Below are 21,884 nucleotides of genomic sequence, written 5' to 3' on the forward strand. Positions count from 1 at the left end.
TGGGAAAAACCCGCTTCGGCGGGTTTTTTTTCGCCTGTAGGAAAGTGCCGTCTCCAGCCGTGTTTGCAGATCGTCCCCCGCGCGGAGCGGGGGAACGATCAAAGCGGATCAAGAGGCAATCAACTGCCGCAACACGTAATGCAGGATTCCGCCCGACTTGAAGTATTCAACCTCGTTCAGGGTATCGATGCGGCACAGCACTTCGATTTTCTCCTGACGCCCGTCTTCGCGGGTGATCACCAGCGTCAGGTTCATGCGCGGTGTCAGCTCGACGCCGGTCAGGCCCTGGATTTCCAGGGTTTCCTTGCCGGTGAGGTTGAGACTCTTGCGGTTCTGATCGAGCTTGAACTGCAAAGGCAACACGCCCATGCCGACCAGGTTGGAACGGTGAATCCGCTCGAAACTCTCGGCAATCACCGCCTTCACGCCCAGCAGATTGGTGCCCTTGGCCGCCCAGTCGCGGCTGGAACCGGTGCCGTATTCCTGCCCCGCGATCACCACCAGCGGGGTGCCCGAGGCCTGATAACGCATGGCCGCGTCGTAGATCGCCAGTTTCTCGCCGGTAGGGATGTAGATCGTGTTGCCACCTTCTTCACCGCCGAGCATTTCGTTGCGGATACGGATGTTGGCGAAGGTGCCGCGCATCATCACTTCATGGTTGCCCCGGCGTGAACCGTAGGAGTTGAAGTCCCGTGGCTCCACGCCTTGTTCGCGCAGATAACGCCCGGCGGGGCTGTCGGCCTTGATGTTGCCGGCCGGGGAAATGTGGTCGGTAGTCACCGAGTCGCCGAGCAAGGCCAGCACTCGCGCACTCTGGACATCCTTGATCTGCGGCAACGGGCCGGCGATGTCATCGAAGAACGGTGGATGCTGGATGTAGGTCGAATCGTCCTGCCAGACATACGTCGCGGCCTGCGGCACCTCGATGGCTTGCCATTGTTCGTCGCCGGCGAAGACTTCGGCGTACTCCTTGTGGAACATCTCGGTGTTAACCCGCTCCACCGCGTCGGCAATTTCCTTGCTGCTCGGCCAGATGTCGCGCAGGTACACCGGATTGCCCTGTTGATCGTTGCCCAGGGGCTCGCTGCTGATATCGGTGCGCACGCTGCCGGCCAGCGCGAACGCGACCACCAGCGGCGGCGAGGCCAGCCAGTTGGTTTTCACCAGCGGATGCACCCGGCCTTCGAAGTTGCGGTTGCCGGACAGCACCGAGGCCACAGTCAGGTCAGCCTTCTGGATAGCTTTTTCAATCGGTTCCGGCAGCGGACCGGAGTTGCCGATACAAGTGGTGCAGCCATAACCGACCAGGGAAAAGCCCAGTTGGTCCAGATACTGGGTCAGCCCGGCGGCCTTGTAATAGTCGGTGACCACTTTCGAGCCGGGGGCCAGGGAACTCTTGACCCATGGCTTGCGGGTCAGGCCTTTTTCCACGGCTTTTTTCGCCAGCAGCCCGGCGGCCATCATCACGCTCGGGTTCGAGGTGTTGGTGCAGGAGGTGATCGCGGCGATCACCACTGCACCGTTTTTCAGGCGATAGGTGTGGCCGTCGGACTCATAGTCGGCTTCGCCCACCAGATCGGCATTGCCCACGGCAACACCACCGCCGCCCTCGCTTTCCAGACGACCTTCTTCCTTGCTGGTCGGCTTGAATTGCAGGTCGAGGAAGTCACTGAACGCCTGGCCGACCTGCGGCAGCGAAACCCGGTCCTGCGGACGTTTCGGTCCGGCGAGACTGGCTTCGACGCTGGCCATGTCCAGCGCCAGACTGTCGGTGAACACCGGCTCCTGGCCCGGCAGGCGCCACAGGCCCTGAGCCTTGGTGTAGGCCTCGACCAGTTTCACCACTTCGGCGGGACGGCCGGACAGACGCAGGTATTCAAGGGTCACGTCATCGACCGGGAAGAAGCCGCAGGTCGCGCCATATTCCGGTGCCATGTTGGCGATGGTCGCGCGGTCCGCCAGCGGCAGGTCGGCGAGGCCGTCGCCATAGAACTCGACGAATTTGCCGACCACGCCTTTCTTGCGCAGCATCTGGGTCACGGTCAGCACCAGGTCGGTCGCGGTGATGCCTTCCTTGAGTTTGCCGGTGAGTTTGAAGCCGATCACTTCCGGAATCAGCATCGACACCGGTTGCCCGAGCATCGCCGCTTCTGCCTCGATCCCGCCGACGCCCCAGCCGAGCACGCCGAGTCCGTTGATCATGGTGGTGTGGGAGTCGGTCCCGACCAGGGTGTCGGGGAAGGCGTAGGTGCGGCCGTCCTCGTCCTTGGTCCATACCGTACGGCCGAGGTATTCGAGGTTGACCTGATGGCAGATCCCGGTGCCCGGCGGCACCACGCTGAAGTTGTCGAAGGCGCTCTGGCCCCAGCGCAGGAAGGCGTAGCGCTCGCCGTTACGCTGCATTTCGATGTCGACGTTCTGCTCGAAGGCGCTGGCGCTGGCGAACTTGTCGACCATCACCGAATGGTCGATCACCAGGTCCACCGGCGACAACGGATTGATCCGCTGCGGATCGCCGCCGGCCTTGGCCATGGCGGCGCGCATTGCGGCGAGGTCGACCACGGCCGGGACGCCGGTGAAGTCCTGCATCAGCACGCGGGCAGGGCGGTACTGGATTTCCCGGTCGGAGCGGCGCTCCTTGAGCCAGGCGGCAATGGCCTTGAGGTCGGCGCCGGTGACGGTTTTGTCGTCCTCCCAGCGCAGCAGGTTTTCCAGCAGTACTTTGAGCGACATCGGCAGCTTGTCGAGATCGCCCAAACTCTTGGCGGCATCCGGCAGGCTGAAATAGTGGTAGGTCTTGTCGCCAATCGGCAGGGTTTTGAGGGTTTTCAGGCTATCGAGGGACGGCATTACGATCACTCCTTTGAATCCGCACGGCTACGGACTGAGGGGATGAATAGAGCTTTAAACCTAGCCCCGTTTTAGGTAGCTGGCTAATAACTGGACTCTATGGACAGAACCAAGGTTCCGACATGGGCTATCATGCGCCGGTTTTCGTGACAGGCTTTGCGTCAGCGCAAGCCTGGACATCGCGCAGCGGCCGAATGATCGCCCGCTGCCCAGGAGTAAGAATGAACACCCTATTCATGCATTGCCGGCCAGGCTTCGAAGGCGAAGTCTGCTCGGAGATTTCCGATCTTGCCGCCCGGTTGAACGTCGCCGGCTACGCCAAGGCCAAGCCGGCCACCGCTTGCGCCGAATTCGTCTGCACCGAAGAAGATGACGCCGAGCGTCTGATGCGCGGCCAGAATTTCGCCGAGCTGATCTTCCCGCGCCAGTGGGCGCGGGGCTTGTTCATCGATCTGCCGGAAACCGACCGCATCAGCGTGATTCTCGCGCAGATGGCCGGATTCCCGGTGTGCGGCAGCCTGTGGCTGGAGGTCGTCGACACCAATGACGGCAAGGAACTGTCGAACTTCTGCAAGAAATTCGAAGGCCCGCTGCGCAAGGCCCTGACCGGTGCCGGCAAATTGGTGGACGACGCCAGCAAACCGCGCCTGCTGCTGACCTTCAAGAGTGGCCGGGAAGTGTTCCTCGGTCTGGCCGATGCCGGCAATTCGGCGATGTGGCCGATGGGCATTCCGCGCCTGAAGTTCCCTCGTGAGGCGCCAAGCCGTTCGACCCTGAAGCTGGAAGAGGCCTGGCACCACTTCATCCCACGGGAGCAGTGGGACGAACGCCTGCACAGCGACATGACCGGGGTCGACCTCGGCGCGGCGCCGGGTGGCTGGACCTGGCAACTGGTCAATCGCGGCATGCTGGTGACCGCCATCGACAACGGCCCGATGGCCGAGAGCCTGATGGACACCGGCCTGGTGCAGCACCTGATGGCGGACGGTTTCACCTTCAAGCCGAAACAACCGGTGGACTGGATGGTCTGCGACATCGTCGAGAAGCCCGCGCGCAACGCGGCGATGCTCGAAGAGTGGATCGGCGAGGGGCACTGCCGGGAAGCAGTGGTCAATCTCAAGTTGCCGATGAAGCAGCGTTACGCCGAAGTGAAGCGTTTGCTGGAGCGCATCGCCGACGGCTTCAAGGCGCGGGGCATCAAGGTCGACATCGGTTGCAAACAGCTGTACCACGACCGCGAGGAAGTGACCTGCCATCTGCGCCGCCACGACGTGAAAAAGCCAAAGTCCCGCTGACACCGCCAATAAACCTGAGGGAGCGCATTTGCTCCCGCAGGTGTGGCGCAACGCCACAGGTGACCCGGCACCCGGCAATGCGCGACAATGCCGGCCAGTTTCAGGAGTGAATCATGAGTGAAATGATCGATACGCCGGTCGACGGCACCCTCGACGCCACCGGCCTCAACTGCCCGGAGCCGGTGATGATGCTGCATCAGCACATCCGCGATCTGGCACCCGGCGGCCTGCTCAAGGTGATCGCCACCGATCCCTCGACCAAGCGCGATATCCCCAAGTTCTGCGTGTTCCTCGACCATGAACTGGTGGGACAGCACGAAGACGCCGGCACCTATCTGTACTGGATCCGCAAGAAGTCCGCTTGATCGGACACAAAAAAAGACCTGCTTATGCAGGTCTTTTTTTATCGGTGATCAGCCCGCCGAGCGACTGATACGAATGCGCTTGCGGGCGCTGCGGGTCAGGCGGACCGACAGCATCAGCGCCGCGCAACTGAGGCCGACGATCAGGCCTTGCCACAAGCCGCTCGGGCCGCGTGCCTCGCCGAGCCAGTCGGTCAGGCCGAGGGCGTAACCCACCGGCAGGCCGATGCCCCAGTAGGCGAACAGGGTCAGGATCATCGTCACCCGGGTGTCCTGGTAGCCGCGCAGGGCACCGGCGGCGGTGACCTGGATCGCGTCGGAGAACTGGAACAGCGCCGAGTACACAATCAGCATCGCCGCGATGTGAATCACCATCGGGTCGGCGGTGTAGATCGCCGCGATGTGCTCGCGCATCAGCAACATCATGCTCGCCGACAGGCAGGCATAGGCCAGCGCGGTGCCCATGCCGACGCCTGCGGCGAACCGCGCTTCACGGGGTTCTTCACGGCCCAATGCCTGGCCGACCCGCACCGTCACGGCCATGCCCAGCGAGTAGGGGATCATGAACACCAGGGAGCTGACGTTCAACGCAATCTGGTGCCCGGCCACCACGGTGGCGCCGAGGCTGCCGATCAGCAGCGCGATCACCGCGAAAATGCTCGATTCGGCGAACACCGCAATGCCGATCGGCAGGCCGATGGCCAGCAACCGCTTGATCACCGCCCATTGCGGCCAGTCGAAACGGCTGAACAGCTCGCTCGACTGATAGGCCGGCGCCCAGCGCTCGTAACCGGCCAGGCCCAGCGCCATCACCCACATCACGATCGCCGTGGCCCAGCCGCAGCCGACGCCGCCCATGGCCGGCACGCCGAAGTGGCCATAAATGAAGATGTAGTTCAGCGGAATGTTCAGTGCCAGGCCGCACAGGCCCAGCACCATCGCCGGCCGGGTACGGCCCAGGCCGTCACTGAAGCAGCGCAGCACATGGTAGAACGCCACTGCTGGCAAACCGCTGGCGATGCCGTGCAGGTATTGCATGCACGGGCCGATCAGTTCCGGATCGACTTTCATCAGGTGCAGGATCGGTTCGGCGGCGACCAGCATCGACGTCGCGATCAGGCCCACCACCAGCGCCAGCCACAATGCCTGACGCACCACCGGGCCGATCTCGCTGTGGGTGCCGGCGCCGAAACGCTGGGCGACTTTCGGCGTGGTGGCCAGCAGGGTGCCGGTCATCAGCAGAAACACCGGCACCCAGATCGAGTTGCCCAGCGCCACCGCCGCCAGGTCCCGTGGCCCCACGCGGCCGGCCATCACCGCATCGACGAAGCCCATGGCCGTTGTCGCCAGTTGCGCGATGATGATCGGCAAGGCCAGGGCGAGCAGATTCCTCAGCTCCAGGCGAACCCGGGCGGGGCGATTGAGGGAAACGGCGGCAGGGCGGTCGGTCACGGAATTCACAGGCAAAGCGTCCACGGAGGTTGATGCGCAAGGCGGCGCATTCTACGCCCCTGACGCCTTGGTCAGGAAAAATCCTCTGTTGCGGATTTGTAAGCGCAAACCTGCTGGCCCATCGCGGCATCTGCACCTAAACTGCCGATCCGCCCAAGGAGCCTTGCCATGCTGATTGTTGCCGACGAAAACATCCCGTTGCTCGATGCATTTTTTGCCGGTTTCGGCGAGATTCGCCGCGTGCCGGGCCGCTCCATTGACCGTGCCACGGTCGAACAGGCCGACGTGTTGCTGGTGCGCTCGGTGACCAACGTCAATCGTGCGCTGCTTGAGGGCAGCCAGGTGCGCTTCGTCGGCACCTGCACGATCGGCACCGATCATCTGGATCTCGAATACTTCGCCGAGGCCGGCATTCGCTGGTCCAGCGCGCCGGGCTGCAATGCGCGGGGGGTGGTCGACTACGTCCTCGGCAGCCTGCTGACCTTGGCCGAAATCGAGGGTGCGGACTTGACCCGACGCACCTATGGCGTGGTCGGTGCCGGCGAGGTCGGCGGGCGTTTGATCAAGGTCCTGCAAGGGCTGGGCTGGAACGTGAAAGTTTGCGACCCGCCGCGTCAGGCCGCCGAGGGGGGCGACTATGTGAGCCTGGAGCAGATCATCGAGCAGTGCGACGTGATTAGCCTGCACACACCGTTGACCCGTAATGGCGATGGCGCAACCTGGCATCTGTTCGACCAGCAGCGCTTGCAGCGACTCAAACCCGGCACCTGGCTGATCAACGCGGCTCGCGGCCCGGTGGTGGACAACGCCGCGCTGCGCAAAGTGTTGCTGGAACGTGAAGACCTGCAAGCGGTGCTCGACGTCTGGGAAGCGGAACCTGAAGTCGATGTGGCCCTGGCTGAGCTCTGCGTGCTGGCGACTCCGCACATTGCCGGTTACAGCCTCGACGGCAAGCAACGCGGTACGGCGCAGATCTATCAGGCGTACTGCGAGTTCATCGGCCAGCCTGCCAGCATCCAGCTCGCCGATCTGCTGCCGTCGCCGTGGTTGTCGCAGGTTTCCCTGCATGCCGAGAGCGATCCGGCCTGGGCGCTGGCGATGCTGTGCCGTGGCGTGTACGACCCGCGCCGGGACGACGCGGACTTCCGTAACAGCCTGATCGGCAGCGTCGGCGAACAGCGCGCGGCGTTTGACGTGTTGCGCAAGCAGTATCCGGTTCGGCGCGAAATCGAAGGGCTGAAGGTGCGGATCGAAGGGGATTCGCCGCTGTTGCGCAAGATCGTGACGGCACTGGGCGCGGTACTGGTCTGATCGACCGGGCAGAAAAAACCCGGCCCAAGGGGCCGGGTCAGGAAGACGGTGGCTATATCACTCTTGTTCGGCAGGCTGCTTGACCAATCGCTTGTCCAGTTCGCGGCAGGCGTCCTGGATCATGTCTTCAGTGATCGGTACTTCACGGCCATCCTTATCGATGATCGAGCAACCCAGGGGCTGGCCGGGTTTGGTGCGGATCACTTGAATCTTGTCATCGCTGCTGTTTTGCAAGGACATGGCCTGTCTCCTCATCAGGTTGTGTACCCAGAATAAAACCGCCAGGTGACCGGGCTGTGACAACTCCCTGCGGTCGCTCTGGAACGGCATCTCCACTCAAGCAGAAATGACCGCTCGTCTCAACCCGGACTTTAGACCGATAGCGTCTAGGGGCTAGTCTTGGCGGTCATAATTAACCTGACTCATTGTGATTTGCAGAGTTCCACCCCATTGAATGTCCAGGCTGGCCCCATCCATCTGCACGAAATGTGAACCTGAATGATCCCGATGCTTTCCTCGCGCCATCGCCGCGCCTTGCGCCTGACCAGTCATTTTCTTGCGCCTTACCGCTGGCAGGCGTTCGGTGCATTGCTGGCGCTGATCGTCACCGCCGGCATCACCTTGTCGATGGGGCAGGGTATTCGTCTGCTGGTCGACCAGGGTTTCATGACCCAGTCGCCGCACTTGCTCAACCAGTCGATCGGCCTGTTCATGCTGCTGGTGCTCGGGCTGGCGCTCGGCACCTTCGCCCGGTTCTATCTGGTGTCGTGGATCGGTGAGCGCTGTGTGGCGGACATCCGGCGACAGGTGTTCAACCATCTGGTGTACCTGCATCCGGGGTTTTACGAGGACAACCGCAGCTCGGAAATCCAGTCGCGCCTGACCGCCGATACCACGTTGCTGCAATCGGTGATCGGCTCGTCGTTGTCGCTGTTCCTGCGTAATTTGCTGATGGTGATCGGTGGGGTTGTGCTGCTGTTCATCACCAACCCCAAGCTCACCAGCATTGTGGTGATCGCCTTGCCGCTGGTCATCGCGCCGATCCTGATCTTCGGTCGGCGGGTGCGCAATCTGTCACGGCTGAGTCAGGACCGGATCGCTGATATCGGCAGTTACGTTTCCGAAACCCTCGGCCAGATCAAGACCGTGCAGGCCTACAACCATCAGGTGCAGGACGAGCAGCGCTTTGCCACGACCGTCGAGCAGGCGTTCGAGACGGCGCGCAAACGGATCTTCCAGCGCGCGTGGCTGATCACGCTGGTCATCGTCCTGGTGTTGGGCGCGGTGGCGGTGATGTTGTGGGTCGGCGGCATGGACGTGATGGCCGGGCGCATATCCGCCGGTGAGCTGGCGGCCTTCGTGTTCTACAGCCTGATCGTCGGCAGCGCCTTCGGCACCTTGAGCGAAGTCATCGGTGAGTTGCAGCGCGCGGCCGGCGCCGCCGAGCGCATCGCCGAGCTGCTGCGTTCGGAAAACATCATTCAGCCGCCCACAAGCGGGCTGGTGACGTTGCCGGAGCGGGTCAAGGGCGAACTGGAACTGCAAGACGTGCGTTTTTCCTACCCGTCGCGTCCGCAAAGCTACGCGGTCGATGGCTTGAGTCTGACGGTCAGGGCGGGCGAAACCCTGGCGCTGGTCGGACCGTCCGGCGCGGGCAAGTCCACGGTGTATGACTTGCTGCTGCGTTTTTACGATCCCGGCGAAGGGCAAGTGCTGCTCGATGGCGTGCCGCTCACCAGTCTTGATCCGCTGGATCTGCGTCGCTGCTTCGCGCTGGTTTCACAAACGCCGGCACTGTTCTTCGGCAGTGTGGAGGAAAACATCCGCTACGGCTGCCCGACAGCCACGTCGGAGCAAGTCCGCGAGGCGGCGAAAATCGCCCACGCCCACGACTTCATCGAACAAATGCCCGACGGCTATCAGACGCACCTGGGCGACGGCGGCCTCGGCCTATCCGGCGGTCAGCGCCAGCGTCTGGCCATTGCCCGCGCGCTGCTGGTGGACGCGCCGATCCTGCTGCTCGACGAAGCCACCAGCGCCCTCGACGCGCAGAGCGAACACCTGATCCAGCAAGCCTTGCCCAGGCTGATGCACAACCGCACCACCCTGGTCATCGCCCACCGCCTGGCGACAGTGAAAAACGCCGACCGGATCGCGGTAATGGATCAGGGCAAACTGGTCGCCGTGGGGACGCATCAGGCGTTGATCGCGAGCAATCCGCTGTATGCGCGGCTGGCGGCGTTGCAGTTCAATGATGGTCATGGCGCCTAGACCGACCAAGTAACCGACCAAGTAATCGACTAAGTAATCGACTAAGTAATCGACCTGGAGGGGCGCCATAAAAAACGCCCGCATCTCTCGATGCGGGCGTTTTGTTTGTACGAAACTATCGGTAGTGCGGGTATCCATCACTGATCGTCAAAATACCGCTCATGCCAATCCACCAGCGGTTGTGGCGAGTTGAGTTTCTGGCCGTAGATCACCGAATAGGACAGCACGTTCTGCACGTACTGGCGGGTTTCGTCGAACGGGATGCTTTCCACCCACACGTCGAAACTCAGGTGGTCGGCGCCGCGCAGCCATTGGCGCACGCGGCCGGGGCCGGCGTTGTAGGCGGCGGAGGCGAGGACGCGGTTGCCGTTGAACTGGCTGTGTACCTGGCTAAGGTAGGCAGCGCCGAGCTGGATGTTCTTGTCCGGGTCCAGCACCTGCTGAGGCGAAGCCAGCGGGATGCTGAACTTGCGTGCGGTTTCCTTGGCGGTGCCGGGCATCAGTTGCATCAGGCCGCTGGCGCCGACGCTGGAGCGGGCGTCGTCCATGAAGGCGCTTTCCTGACGGGTGATGGCGAATACCCAGCTCGAATGCAGGCCACGCACCTTGGCTTCGCGCACGAGGGTGTCGCGGTGAGCCATCGGGAAGCGAATGTCCAGGTCATCCCAGTATTGCGCCTGGCTGATGGTGCGGATCGCCGGGAAATACCATTTCAGGTCATAGGCCAGTTTGGCCTGGGCCACCATCTCATCGCGGTTGAAGTGACGGCTGACGTGATACCACTCGCGGCGACCGTCGACGATTTGCCCACGGGCGTGGAACTCCAGCGCGCGGCGTACACCGGGAGTGTTGCGCACCTTGTTGATGGTGGCCTGGCTGAGCACCAGCGGTTTGTTCACCAGCGAGTAAGGCGACTGCGAGCGGTCGGCCGCGAGGAACCCGTAGAAATCACGTTCCCGCGCGAGGTTCTTGTACAGCGTCTGCGCTTCCGGGTTCTGCGGCTGGGCCAGCTCCAGGCTGCGCGCCTGCCAGTAGCGCCAGCGGTTGGTGGTGGCCAGGTCTTGCGGCAGGCGTCGGGTCAGTTGATAGGCATCGTCCCAGCGCGCCAGGCGCAGCAACAGGCGCAGGCGCCATTCGGAGACGGTGTTGTCGCGCAGTTCCGGATCGTATTTGGTCATCACGTCCAGTGCGCGGCTGTCGAAACGCCGGGCCAGGGTCAGGCCGATTTCCCGGGCGATCGCGACTTTTTCATCGCGGGAAAAACGCATGCTGCTGGCATAGCCGTCGAGCAGGTCCATGGCCTTGTCCGGGTCCTGGCGGGCAAGACGGCGCAGGCCGAGGCTGACCACATCGGACATCGGCTCGTCGGCCGGGGTGAAGCGTGACGGCTGATTGAGCAGTTCGGGTTTCTGCGCCACGTCCACCAGCAGGCGACCGCGCGGGCCGAGGGTGGTCAGGCCGCTGACGAGGCTGTTGGCCAGGGGATAGTTGCGATGCTGGGCGGCGAGCTTGGCCCGCTCCCAGCGCTTCTGCTCGGTCAACTGGCCTTCGGCAGCCCACATGCCGAACAACGCATCGCAGGCGGCGGGTTGCGACTTGCCGGTGAGCCAGAGTTTCTCGGCGTTGGCGAAACCTTCGGCCTTTTTGTTGTGGCTGATCTGGTACTGCGCATTCAGGCAGTCCAGTTCGGTGAAGTTGAGTTTCGGATCGTAATACTTGACGAAGGTGGCCCAATCGCCGCGATCGGCCAGCCAGCGCAGCCAGCGCAACTTCATCCAGTTGGCCTGGGGCAGGTCACCGTGTTCGGCGAGGAATTTTTCGATTTCGGCATTGCTGGCGGTTTTCAGGCGAGCGGTCAGCTCGTCATAGGCCAGGTACGGCTCCAGCGGATAATCGGCCAGGGCCTGGCTGTAGCGGAAATAAGGGCCGGTATCGCCCTTGGCCAGGGCGCGTTTGGCTTCATCGTAATATTGACGTTGGGTGGACAGGTCCACCGCCTGAGCGGATTGAACGGCAGCGGCGGAAAGTAGCAAACAGGACAAGACACTGAGAAGGCGACTGCGCATGAGACATCCGGGCAGAGAAATCATGAATAAGTGCCGACCATTGCCGACACTGAATTATCCGTAGCTTAGCCTTTTGCCAGCAGGCGGTGAAAGCTTTGCGGGCCTTGTCGCACAAGTTCGCAACAAATGTTGTGCAGAGTGCGTCGACAGACAAATTGCCGGCCTGCTGAAGTCTCAAGTCAGGTAGAATGCGCGCCCGGTTTTTGGAGAAGCTCATGACCCTGCTCAAATTCAGCGATGTGTCCCTTGCATTCGGCGCGATGCCGTTGTTGGACAAGGTGTCCTGGCAGATCGCCCGTGGTGAGCGGGTGTGCATCATCGGTCGCAACGGCACTGGCAAGTCCAGCATGATGAAACTGGTCAAGGGCGACCAGAAGCCTGACGACGGCGCGGTGTGGCGTGCCCCCGGTCTGAAAATCGGCGAATTGCCCCAGGAATTGCCGGTGGCCGACGAACGGACCGTGTTCGACGTGGTCGCTGAAGGCCTGGACGGCGTCGGCGCATTGCTCGCCGAATACCATCACTTGAGCCAGAACATCGTCACCGACGCCGATCTGGAAAAACTGATGCACGTTCAGCACGACCTTGAAGCCCGTGACGGCTGGCGTCTGCAAACCCTCGTCGACAGCACCCTGAGCCGCCTGCAACTGCCGGCCGACAAGACCCTCGCCGAGTTGTCCGGCGGCTGGCGTCGTCGCGTGCTGCTGGCACAGGCGTTGGTGTCCGAACCCGATCTGCTGCTGCTCGACGAGCCAACCAACCACCTGGACATCGGTGCGATCGCCTGGCTCGAAGAAGCGCTGAAGGATTTCCAGGGCGCCGTGCTGTTCATCACGCACGACCGTTCTTTCCTGCAAAACCTCGCCACCCGCATTCTTGAACTGGACCGCGGCGGCCTGATCGACTGGAACGGCGACTACGCCAGCTTCCTGGTGCATAAAGAAGCCGCGCTGGCCGCTGAGGAAACCGCCAACGCGCTGTTCGACAAGCGTCTGGCCCAGGAAGAAGTGTGGATCCGCCAGGGCATCAAGGCCCGTCGCACCCGTAACGAAGGCCGCGTGCGCGCCCTGAAAGCCTTGCGCGTCGAACGCAGCGAGCGCCGTGAACGCACCGGCAAGGCCAACATTCAGCTGGAAACCGCCGAGAAGTCCGGCAAACAGGTGATGGTGCTGGAAAACGTCAGCTTCGCTCACCCGGGCGGCCCGTTCCTGATCCGCGATTTCTCCATGGTGCTGCAACGCGGCGACCGCATCGGTCTGCTCGGCGCCAACGGTACTGGCAAGACCACCCTGCTGAAACTGATGCTCAGCGGTCTGCAGCCGACCAGCGGCACGGTGGAAGAGGGCACCAAGATCGACGTGGCCTATTTCGACCAGTTGCGCCATCAACTGGAACTGGAAAAAACCGTGATCGACAACGTGGCCGAAGGTCGCGACTTCATCGAAATCGACGGCCAGAACCGCCATGTCCTGAGCTACCTCGGCGACTTCCTGTTCAGCCCGCAGCGCGCCCGCACGCCGGTCAAGGCGTTGTCCGGTGGCGAGCGTGCGCGTCTGTTGCTGGCCAAACTGTTCAGCAAGCCGGCAAACCTGCTGGTGCTCGACGAACCGACCAACGACCTCGATGTGGAAACCCTCGAACTGCTCGAAGAAGTGCTGCTGACCTTCAGCGGCACTGTGCTGATGGTCAGCCACGACCGGGCATTCCTCGACAACGTGGTCACCAGCACCCTGGTTTTCGAAGGCGAAGGCAAGGTGCGCGAGTACGTTGGCGGTTATCAGGACTGGATCCGTCAGGGCGGTTCGCCGCGCCTGTTGGGCGTGACCGAAAGCAAGTCCGGCAAAGCCGACTTGAACTCGGCGGTGGTGACCGCTGAGCCAGCTCCGGTGGCGGCGCCTGCTGCGGCGGCGCCGGCGGCCAAGAAGAAGCTGAGCTACAAGCTGCAGCGCGAACTGGAAGCCCTGCCGGGTGACATCGACGCCAAGGAGCAGCAGATCGCCGCTGTCGAAGCTGAAATGGCCGAGGCCGGTTTCTATCAGCGTCCGCCGGCCGAGACAGCCAAGGTCATCGCAACGCTTGAGCAGATGCAAGCCGAGCTGGACGCCCTGGTGGAGCGCTGGGCCGAACTGGATGCCTGATTGGCTCCCGTCGTGAAAAAGCCCGGCTCATTTGCGTGAGGCCGGGCTTTTTGTAGGTGCTTGAAGGGCTAGCGTTTTACCAGATGCACCGCCAGCACATCACAAGGCGCGCCATGCAGCACATCGTTGGCGGTCGAACCCAGCAGTAGCGCCAGGCCATGCCGGCCATGGCTGCCGACCACGATCAGGTCGCATTGCTGCTCCTTGGCGAAGTGGTGGATTTCCTGGCGCGGCTGGCCGTAGGTCAGGTGGCAATTGGCGCCTTCGAGTTCGTTGTACTTGTGCTTCAGGCGCTCGAGACGCTCCTTGGCCTGATCGAACTGCTGCTGTTGCAGTTGTGACAGATCCATTGGTACGTCACCCCCGAAGGCCATGGCCATCGGTTCGACAATATGCACCAGCGACAGCTTGGCGCCATTGCTCACCGACAGCTCTCGGGCGCGGTGAATCACAGGGTCGCACTCTTCGGTCAGATCTACGGCGACCAGGATATGGTGGTAGGGCATGAGGTGCTCCTCCTGAGGTTTCAATATTGTTAAGTATGGCTGGTTTCAAGCGCATTGGTTCCAAAGTGACACAATGGGCTCATCTAAAATCGGGAGTAGAGATATGACGGTCTGGTTGGTGGTGTCAATCCTGCTGGTGGTCTTGAGTCCGCTGGCGTGGTTGCGACCGTCGCGTGTGCAGAGTGGACGAATGGCCCTGCGCATGGAGGCCAGGCGCCTTGGCCTGGCCATGCAACTGGCCCCTCAGGAGTGGCCGCACTGGCTGGCGCCAGAGCCGCCGAACCCGTGCGCGCAATACCATCGTCCACGACGCGGCAAGCAGCCGGCATGCTGGACGTACTGGCAGAAGTCGCCGGGTGTGTGGGTCAATCAGTGGCAGGAAGTGTGTGAGGATCCGCTGCTGGTCAATCATTTCGAAAAATTGCCGGGCAACGTTTTCAAGATCGAAGCGGACAAACAGATGATTGCTCTTTACTGGGGCGAGAAGGGCGAAGCGACAGTTTTGCACGACATAGACGCCACGCTGAAAGCGCTGGCATGACTCGCGGACTTTTCGCGCTGCAACGGTGCGAAACGTCCGGCAGACGAGCAATAAAAAGCCCGACATGCTTCATCGGGCGGGATTGGCCAGGCAGGCCGGTAAATTTTTGCGCAGTGATCGGTTTCGGTCGGGCAGCAAAAGCGCGCCTGTTTTGCCCCGTAGTCCAGCCAGCGTAGCCTTTTAAACAGGGCGCGCCGTGAATTAGGGCGAATTTTCTAACAATTGATTCTATGAATGGCTTTCCATGCAACGGCGGGTTGCTGGCCTTTGTCTTACGGAAATGACTGCAAGGTCGCATTTCAACCCCTATTTCGGGCGATTGACAATTGTCGGAAATTCCGTGAAGGTGACATACCCAAATCAAACGGGCGTATGAATTGAGCGTTTGTATTGCAGAACGCTCCTACAGAATCCCGACTATCGCGTTGGCGGGTGTGCCGGGTGGATTGGCGTCAGCATCGACGAAAAAGCGTCCTGCCGAGTCATTCGCCTGCGTCCGACGTGTACTGTTCAGCTTCCATATCGTGGAGATCAGTTGATGATTTACGAAGGTAAAGCCATCACGGTTAAAGCTCTTGAAAGTGGCATCGTCGAACTGAAGTTCGACCTCAAGGGTGAGTCCGTCAACAAGTTCAACCGTCTTACCCTGAACGAGCTGCGTCAGGCCGTAGACATCATCAAGGCAGATGCTTCGATCAAGGGCGTGATCGTCAGCAGTGGCAAGGACGTATTCATCGTCGGCGCCGACATCACCGAATTTGTCGACAACTTCAAGCTGCCGGATGCCGAGCTGGTTGCTGGCAATCTCGAAGCCAACAAGATCTTCAGCGATTTCGAAGACCTCAACGTTCCGACCGTAGCCGCGATCAACGGTATCGCCCTGGGTGGCGGTCTGGAAATGTGCCTGGCGGCGGACTACCGCGTCATGTCCACCAAGGCCAAGATCGGCCTGCCGGAAGTCAAGCTGGGCATCTACCCTGGCTTCGGCGGGACCGTGCGTCTGCCGCGTCTGATCGGTGCCGATAACGCCATCGAGTGGATTGCCGCCGGCAAGGAAAACCGTCCCGAAGACGCGCTGAAAGTCGGCGCAGTCGACGCCGTGGTTGCTCCAGAGAAGCTGCAGGACGCTGCCCTTGAACTGATCAAGCGCGCCATTTCCGGCGAGTTCGACTACAAGGCCAAGCGCCAGCCGAAACTGGAAAAACTCAAGCTCAACGCCATCGAGCAGATGATGGCTTTCGAAACCGCCAAAGGTTTCGTGGCTGGCCAGGCGGGTCCGAACTACCCGGCACCGGTCGAAGCGATCAAGACCATCCAGAAAGCCGCGAACTTCGGTCGTGACAAGGCTCTGGAAGTCGAAGCCGCCGGTTTTGTGAAACTGGCCAAGACGTCGGCCGCACAGAGCCTGATCGGCCTGTTCCTGAACGATCAGGAACTGAAGAAAAAGGCCAAGGCCTACGACGAAATCGCCCAAGACGTGAAGCAGGCCGCCGTTCTGGGCGCCGGTATCATGGGTGGCGGTATCGCCTATCAGTCGGCGTCCAAAGGCACGCCGATCCTGATGAAGGACATCAACGAGCACGGTATCGAGCAGGGTCTGGCCGAAGCCGCCAAGTTGCTGGTTGGCCGCGTTGACAAGGGCCGCATGACCGCCGCGAAAATGGCTGAAGTGCTCAACGGCATTCGTCCTACGCTGTCCTACGGCGATTTCGGTCATGTTGACCTGGTCGTGGAAGCGGTCGTCGAGAACCCGAAGGTCAAGCAAGCCGTTCTGGCCGAAGTCGAAGACAAGGTCAAAGAGGACACCATCCTCGCGTCCAACACCTCGACCATTTCCATCAGCCTGCTGGCCAAGGCCCTCAAGCGTCCGGAAAACTTCGTCGGCATGCACTTCTTCAACCCGGTACACATGATGCCGCTGGTGGAGGTGATCCGTGGCGAGAAGTCCAGTGAACTGGCCATCGCCACCACCGTTGCCTACGCCAAGAAAATGGGCAAGAACCCGATCGTCGTCAACGACTGCCCGGGCTTCCTGGTCAACCGCGTGCTGTTCCCGTACTTCGGCGGTTTCGCCAAACTGGTCAGCGCCGGTGTGGACTTCGTCCGTATCGACAAGGTCATGGAAAAGTTCGGCTGGCCGATGGGGCCTGCGTACCTGATGGACGTGGTCGGTATCGACACCGGCCACCACGGTCGTGACGTCATGGCCGAAGGTTTCCCTGATCGCATGAAAGACGATCGTCGTTCGGCTGTGGACGTGCTTTACGAAGCCAAGCGTCTGGGTCAGAAAAACGGCAAGGGTTTCTACGCCTACGAGGCGGACAAGAAGGGCAAGCAGAAGAAAGTCGCCGATCCGTCGGTGCTGGAAGTGCTCAAGCCGATTGTCTACGAGCAGCGCGAAGTCACTGACGAAGACATCATCAACTGGCTGATGATCCCGCTGTGCCTGGAAACCGTGCGTTGCCTGGAAGACGGCATCGTCGAAACCGCCGCCGAAGCCGACATGGGTCTGGTCTACGGTATTGGTTTCCCTCCATTCCGTGGCGGTGCGCTGCGCTACATCGACTCGATCGGTGTTGCCGAGTTCGTTGCCCTGGCCGACCAGTACGCTGATTTGGGCGCGCTGTACCACCCGACCGCGAAGCTGCGCGAAATGGCCAAGAACGGCCAGAGCTTCTTCGGTTAAGCGCCCCCAACTAGAGTGAGAGTGAACTTATGAGCTTGAATCCTAGAGACGTCGTGATTGTCGACTTCGGTCGTACTCCGATGGGCCGCTCCAAGGGCGGCATGCACCGCAACACCCGCGCCGAAGACATGTCGGCGCACCTGATCAGCAAATTGCTGGAACGCAACACCAAGGTCGATCCTGCCGAAGTCGAGGACGTGATCTGGGGCTGCGTGAACCAGACCCTGGAGCAGGGCTGGAACATCGCGCGCATGGCGTCGCTGATGACCCAGATCCCGCACACTTCGGCCGGCCAGACCGTCAGCCGTCTGTGTGGTTCGTCGATGAGCGCCTTGCACACTGCCGCGCAAGCGATCATGACTGGCAACGGTGACGTCTTCGTCGTTGGCGGCGTCGAGCATATGGGCCATGTGAGCATGATGCACGGTGTCGATCCGAACCCGCACATGTCCCTGTACGCGGCGAAAGCTTCGGGCATGATGGGCCTGACCGCTGAAATGCTCGGCAAAATGCACGGCATCACTCGCGAACAGCAGGACGCCTTTGGCTTGCGTTCCCACCAACTTGCCCACAAGGCGACCGTGGAAGGCAAGTTCAAGGACGAAATCATCCCGATGCAGGGCTACGACGAGAACGGTTTCCTGAAACTGTTCGACTACGACGAAACCATTCGTCCGGAAACCACCCTGGAAAGCCTGGCGACCTTGAAGCCGGCGTTCAATCCAAAGGGCGGCACCGTGACTGCCGGTACTTCGTCGCAGATCACCGATGGTGCTTCGTGCATGATCGTGATGTCGGCGCAGCGTGCTCAGGACCTGGGTATCCAGCCGATGGCGGTGATCCGTTCGATGGCGGTGGCGGGTGTGGACCCGGCGATCATGGGCTATGGTCCGGTACCAGCGACCCAGAAAGCGCTGAAACGTGCGGGCCTGGGCATCAACGATATCGACTTCTTCGAGCTCAACGAAGCGTTCGCTGCACAGGCGCTGCCGGTGCTGAAGGATCTGAAAGTGCTCGACAAGATGAATGAGAAGGTTAACCTGCACGGCGGCGCGATCGCCCTGGGTCACCCGTTCGGTTGCTCCGGTGCACGGATTTCCGGCACTTTGCTGAACGTGATGAAACAGAATGGCGGCACCTTCGGGGTGGCTACCATGTGCATTGGTCTCGGCCAAGGCATCTCCACCGTCTTCGAACGCGTTTAAGCGTCTCGTCGATGGAAGCCGGGGCCAAGTGCCCCGGTTTTTGTTTTTGCGGGTTTATTTTGTTTTTATTTTGAAAAAAAATTGAGAGAGGGCCGAAGCATGCCGATACAACCTGGGCTCTACCAACATTACAAAGGTCCGCAGTACCGCGTATTCAGTGTCGCGCGGCACTCCGAGACGGAAGAGGAAGTGGTCTTTTACCAAGCCCTGTATGGCGAATACGGCTTCTGGGTTCGCCCCTTGAGCATGTTTCTGGAGTCGGTCGAGGTTGACGGCGAGCAGGTGCCACGCTTTGCTTTGGTGCAGGCCGAACCGAACCTTTTTTCCAAGCCATAGGGCGAGTACGCGCAGAACCCTGCGCTTGACCTCACCTTGTAGCCACTATATATAGCGGTGCCGCGTCAGGCGCCAACCGCCTTTCACTTTTAGAATTCAGGAATTTTCTGATCCATGGGCAAATCGCTGGTCATTGTGGAATCCCCGGCTAAGGCCAAGACCATCAACAAGTATCTGGGCAACCAATACGTGGTGAAGTCGAGTATCGGCCATATCCGAGACCTGCCCACCAGCGGTTCGGCTAGCGCCAGCAAAGAGCCTGCCGCCAAGCGCGGCAAGGCCGCCGCAGGCGAAGGTCCCGCGCTCACGCCGAAAGAAAAGGCGCGCAAGCAGCTCGTTTCGCGCATGGGTGTCGATCCCGATCATGGCTGGAAAGCCAAGTACGAGATCCTCCCGGGCAAGGAAAAGGTCATCGAAGAGCTGCGCCGGCTCGCCAAGGATGCTGACACCATCTATCTCGCAACCGACTTGGATCGCGAGGGGGAAGCCATTGCCTGGCACCTGCGCGAAGCCATCGGTGGTGACGACAGCCGCTACAAGCGCGTGGTGTTCAACGAAATCACCAAGAAGGCGATTCAGGAAGCGTTCTCCGAGCCGGGCGAGCTGGACATCGACCGCGTCAACGCCCAGCAGGCGCGCCGTTTTCTCGACCGTGTCGTCGGCTACATGGTTTCGCCGCTGCTGTGGGCCAAGATTGCCCGTGGTCTGTCCGCCGGTCGTGTGCAATCGGTTGCCGTGAAACTGGTGGTTGAGCGTGAGCGTGAAATTCGTGCGTTCAACCCGGAAGAGTACTGGGAAGTGCATGCCGATCTCGGCAGCGCCAAAGGTTCGACCGTGCGTTTCGAAGTGGCCCGTGAAAAAGGCGAAGCCTTCAAGCCGCTCAACGAAACCCAGGCCATGGCCGCGCTGGAGAAGCTCAAGTCTTCCAGCTACAGCATCGCCAAGCGCGAAGACAAACCGACCAGCAGCAAGCCGTCGGCACCGTTCATCACTTCCACGCTGCAACAGGCCGCCAGCAACCGCTTGGGCTTTGGCGTGAAGAAAACCATGATGATGGCCCAGCGTCTGTATGAAGCCGGCTACATCACGTATATGCGTACCGACTCGACCAACCTCTCGGCCGATGCCGTGGCGATGGCGCGTACCTACATCGAAAGCGAGTTCGGCAAGAAGTACCTGCCGGAAGCGCCAAACGTCTACAGCAGCAAGGAAGGCGCACAAGAGGCTCACGAAGCGATTCGTCCGTCCGACGCCAACACCATTCCGAGCAAGCTGTCGGGCATGGAGCGCGACGCTGAGCGCCTCTACGAGCTGATCTGGCGCCAGTTCCTGGCTTGCCAGATGCTGCCGGCGCAATACCTGTCGACCACCGTCAGTGTGGCCGCTGGCGACTTCGAGCTGCGCGCCAAGGGCCGTATCTTGAAGTTCGACGGTTACACCCGCGTTCTGCCGCAAATCGCCAAGCCGGGCGATGACGACGTGCTGCCAGACATGGCGCAGGGCGACGTGATGAAGCTGATCAAGCTCGATCCGTCCCAGCACTTCACCAAGCCGCCGGCCCGTTACTCGGAAGCCAGCCTGGTTAAAGAGATGGAAAAGCGTGGTATCGGTCGTCCTTCGACCTACGCCGCGATCATCTCGACCATTCAGGATCGCGGATACGTGACGCTGCACAACCGTCGTTTCTATTCGGAAAAGATGGGCGATATCGTCACCGAGCGTCTGTCAGAGAGCTTCTCCAATCTCATGGACTACGGCTTCACCGCCGGCATGGAAGAGAACCTCGATGACGTGGCCCAGGGCGAGCGCGACTGGAAAAACGTGCTGGACGAGTTCTACGGCGACTTCAAGAAGAAGCTCGAAGTAGCGGAAAACCCGGACGACGGCATGCGTGCCAACCAGCCGGTGATGACCGATATTCCGTGCACGACTTGCGGTCGTCCCATGCAGATTCGTACCGCGTCGACTGGCGTATTCCTTGGCTGCTCGGGTTACAGCCTGCCACCGAAAGAGCGTTGCAAGGCGACCGTCAACCTGGTGCCGGGCGACGAAATCGCTGCGGACGACGAGGGTGAGTCGGAATCCCTGGTGCTGCGTGGCAAGCACCGCTGCCCGATCTGCAGCACGGCGATGGATGCTTACCTGCTCGACGAGAAGCGCAAGCTGCACATCTGCGGTAACAACCCGGATTGTGCCGGCTACGAAATCGAAGAGGGCAGCTACCGGATCAAGGGCTACGAAGGCCCGAGCCTGGAATGCGACAAGTGCGGCAGCGAGATGCAGCTCAAGACTGGTCGCTTCGGCAAGTTCTTCGGTTGCACCAACCCGACCTGCAAGAACACCCGCAAATTGCTCAAGAGTGGTGACGCGGCGCCACCGAAGATGGATCCGGTGAAGATGCCGGAGCTGAAGTGCGAAAAGGTCAATGACACGTACATCCTGCGTGACGGCGCGTCCGGCCTGTTCCTGGCAGCCAGTCAGTTCCCGAAAAACCGCGAGACCCGTGCTCCGCTGGTGATCGAGATTCTGCCGCACAAGGACGAAATCGATCCGAAGTATCATTTCCTCTGTGACGCACCGCAGAAGGATCCTGATGGCTTGCCGGCGGTGATCCGTTACAGCCGCAAGACCAAGGAGCAGTACGTCCAGACCGAAGTCGACGGCAAGCCGACTGGCTGGAAGGCGTTCTTTGACGGTGGCAAGTGGACCGTTGAGGACAAGCGTCCGGCGGCGAAGGCTTAACGAGGCGTTCGTACTGAAAAGGCCGCATGAAACTTTCGGGTTTCATGCGGCCTTTCTGTTTTGGGCTTGCGGTGGGATCGGCTGATCCATGACACTGTCCGGCCTGTGTGAAGCAATTATTTC

Annotated in this window: 15 protein-coding genes; 10 read left to right on the top strand and 5 right to left on the bottom strand. The window is 61.2% G+C overall.

Annotated elements, in window-relative coordinates; translation table 11 throughout:
• Positions 1 to 108 precede the first annotated feature (108 nt).
• Positions 109 to 2,850, bottom strand: a complete 2,742-nt coding sequence (acnA, locus tag KVQ74_RS13200) for an aconitate hydratase AcnA (RefSeq protein ID WP_217831531.1) — start codon at positions 2,848 to 2,850, stop codon at positions 109 to 111.
• Between the two features lie 221 nt (positions 2,851 to 3,071).
• On the opposite strand from acnA, the gene rlmM reads away from it, so the two are divergent.
• Entirely contained in the window at positions 3,072 to 4,145 is a 1,074-nt protein-coding gene (gene rlmM / locus KVQ74_RS13205; RefSeq protein WP_217831532.1) for a 23S rRNA (cytidine(2498)-2'-O)-methyltransferase RlmM, read from the top strand.
• A gap of 113 nt (positions 4,146 to 4,258) precedes the next feature.
• Positions 4,259 to 4,510: a sulfurtransferase TusA gene (gene tusA / locus KVQ74_RS13210; protein ID WP_217831533.1), complete on the top strand. Its 252-nt coding sequence runs from the start codon at positions 4,259 to 4,261 to the stop codon at positions 4,508 to 4,510.
• A 48-nt stretch (positions 4,511 to 4,558) separates the two neighbouring features.
• Here tusA and KVQ74_RS13215 read toward each other — a convergent pair whose 3' ends face one another.
• Positions 4,559 to 5,968, bottom strand: a complete 1,410-nt coding sequence (locus KVQ74_RS13215) for an MATE family efflux transporter (protein WP_217831534.1) — start codon at positions 5,966 to 5,968, stop codon at positions 4,559 to 4,561.
• A gap of 159 nt (positions 5,969 to 6,127) precedes the next feature.
• Between KVQ74_RS13215 and pdxB the strand changes: the two genes are divergently transcribed.
• The gene (pdxB, locus tag KVQ74_RS13220; RefSeq protein ID WP_217831535.1) at positions 6,128 to 7,270 is read left to right on the top strand and encodes a 4-phosphoerythronate dehydrogenase PdxB; all 1,143 of its coding nucleotides are present in this window, start codon (positions 6,128 to 6,130) and stop codon (positions 7,268 to 7,270) included.
• Between the two features lie 57 nt (positions 7,271 to 7,327).
• Here the strand turns inward: pdxB and KVQ74_RS13225 are convergent, their stop codons facing one another.
• Positions 7,328 to 7,510: a PA1571 family protein gene (locus tag KVQ74_RS13225; RefSeq protein WP_217831536.1), complete on the bottom strand. Its 183-nt coding sequence runs from the start codon at positions 7,508 to 7,510 to the stop codon at positions 7,328 to 7,330.
• A 258-nt stretch (positions 7,511 to 7,768) separates the two neighbouring features.
• On the opposite strand from KVQ74_RS13225, the gene KVQ74_RS13230 reads away from it, so the two are divergent.
• Positions 7,769 to 9,541 carry an ABC transporter transmembrane domain-containing protein gene (locus tag KVQ74_RS13230; RefSeq protein WP_217831537.1) on the top strand — a complete coding sequence of 591 codons (1,773 nt, stop codon included), beginning with the start codon at positions 7,769 to 7,771 and terminating at the stop codon, positions 9,539 to 9,541.
• Positions 9,542 to 9,678: 137 nt separating this feature from the next.
• Here the strand turns inward: KVQ74_RS13230 and KVQ74_RS13235 are convergent, their stop codons facing one another.
• Entirely contained in the window at positions 9,679 to 11,607 is a 1,929-nt protein-coding gene (locus KVQ74_RS13235; RefSeq protein WP_217831538.1) for a transglycosylase SLT domain-containing protein, read from the bottom strand.
• A 215-nt stretch (positions 11,608 to 11,822) separates the two neighbouring features.
• Here KVQ74_RS13235 and KVQ74_RS13240 point away from each other — a divergent pair, with 215 nt between their 5' ends.
• Entirely contained in the window at positions 11,823 to 13,745 is a 1,923-nt protein-coding gene (locus KVQ74_RS13240) for an ATP-binding cassette domain-containing protein (RefSeq protein WP_217831539.1), read from the top strand.
• Between the two features lie 68 nt (positions 13,746 to 13,813).
• Here KVQ74_RS13240 and KVQ74_RS13245 read toward each other — a convergent pair whose 3' ends face one another.
• Positions 13,814 to 14,251 (bottom strand): universal stress protein, encoded by a 438-nt coding sequence (locus KVQ74_RS13245; protein WP_217831540.1) that lies wholly within the window; start codon positions 14,249 to 14,251, stop codon positions 13,814 to 13,816.
• A gap of 103 nt (positions 14,252 to 14,354) precedes the next feature.
• Here KVQ74_RS13245 and KVQ74_RS13250 point away from each other — a divergent pair, with 103 nt between their 5' ends.
• The 5 genes from KVQ74_RS13250 to topA all read left to right on the top strand — a co-directional run bounded on the left by KVQ74_RS13250 (position 14,355) and on the right by topA (position 21,761).
• Positions 14,355 to 14,792, top strand: a complete 438-nt coding sequence (locus KVQ74_RS13250; RefSeq protein ID WP_217831541.1) for a hypothetical protein — start codon at positions 14,355 to 14,357, stop codon at positions 14,790 to 14,792.
• Between the two features lie 538 nt (positions 14,793 to 15,330).
• Positions 15,331 to 17,478: a fatty acid oxidation complex subunit alpha FadB gene (fadB, locus tag KVQ74_RS13255; protein WP_217831542.1), complete on the top strand. Its 2,148-nt coding sequence runs from the start codon at positions 15,331 to 15,333 to the stop codon at positions 17,476 to 17,478.
• A gap of 29 nt (positions 17,479 to 17,507) precedes the next feature.
• On the top strand, positions 17,508 to 18,683 hold the full coding sequence (fadA, locus tag KVQ74_RS13260; protein ID WP_217831543.1) for an acetyl-CoA C-acyltransferase FadA: 1,176 nt from the start codon (positions 17,508 to 17,510) through the stop codon (positions 18,681 to 18,683).
• Between the two features lie 99 nt (positions 18,684 to 18,782).
• Positions 18,783 to 19,019: a DUF1653 domain-containing protein gene (locus tag KVQ74_RS13265; RefSeq protein ID WP_217831544.1), complete on the top strand. Its 237-nt coding sequence runs from the start codon at positions 18,783 to 18,785 to the stop codon at positions 19,017 to 19,019.
• Positions 19,020 to 19,133: 114 nt separating this feature from the next.
• On the top strand, positions 19,134 to 21,761 hold the full coding sequence (topA, locus tag KVQ74_RS13270; RefSeq protein ID WP_217831545.1) for a type I DNA topoisomerase: 2,628 nt from the start codon (positions 19,134 to 19,136) through the stop codon (positions 21,759 to 21,761).
• The last annotated feature ends 123 nt before the right edge of the window (positions 21,762 to 21,884 follow it).

It is taken from the genome of Pseudomonas botevensis, from assembly GCF_019145475.1.
GTDB classification, from domain to species: Bacteria; Pseudomonadota; Gammaproteobacteria; order Pseudomonadales; family Pseudomonadaceae; genus Aquipseudomonas; species Aquipseudomonas botevensis.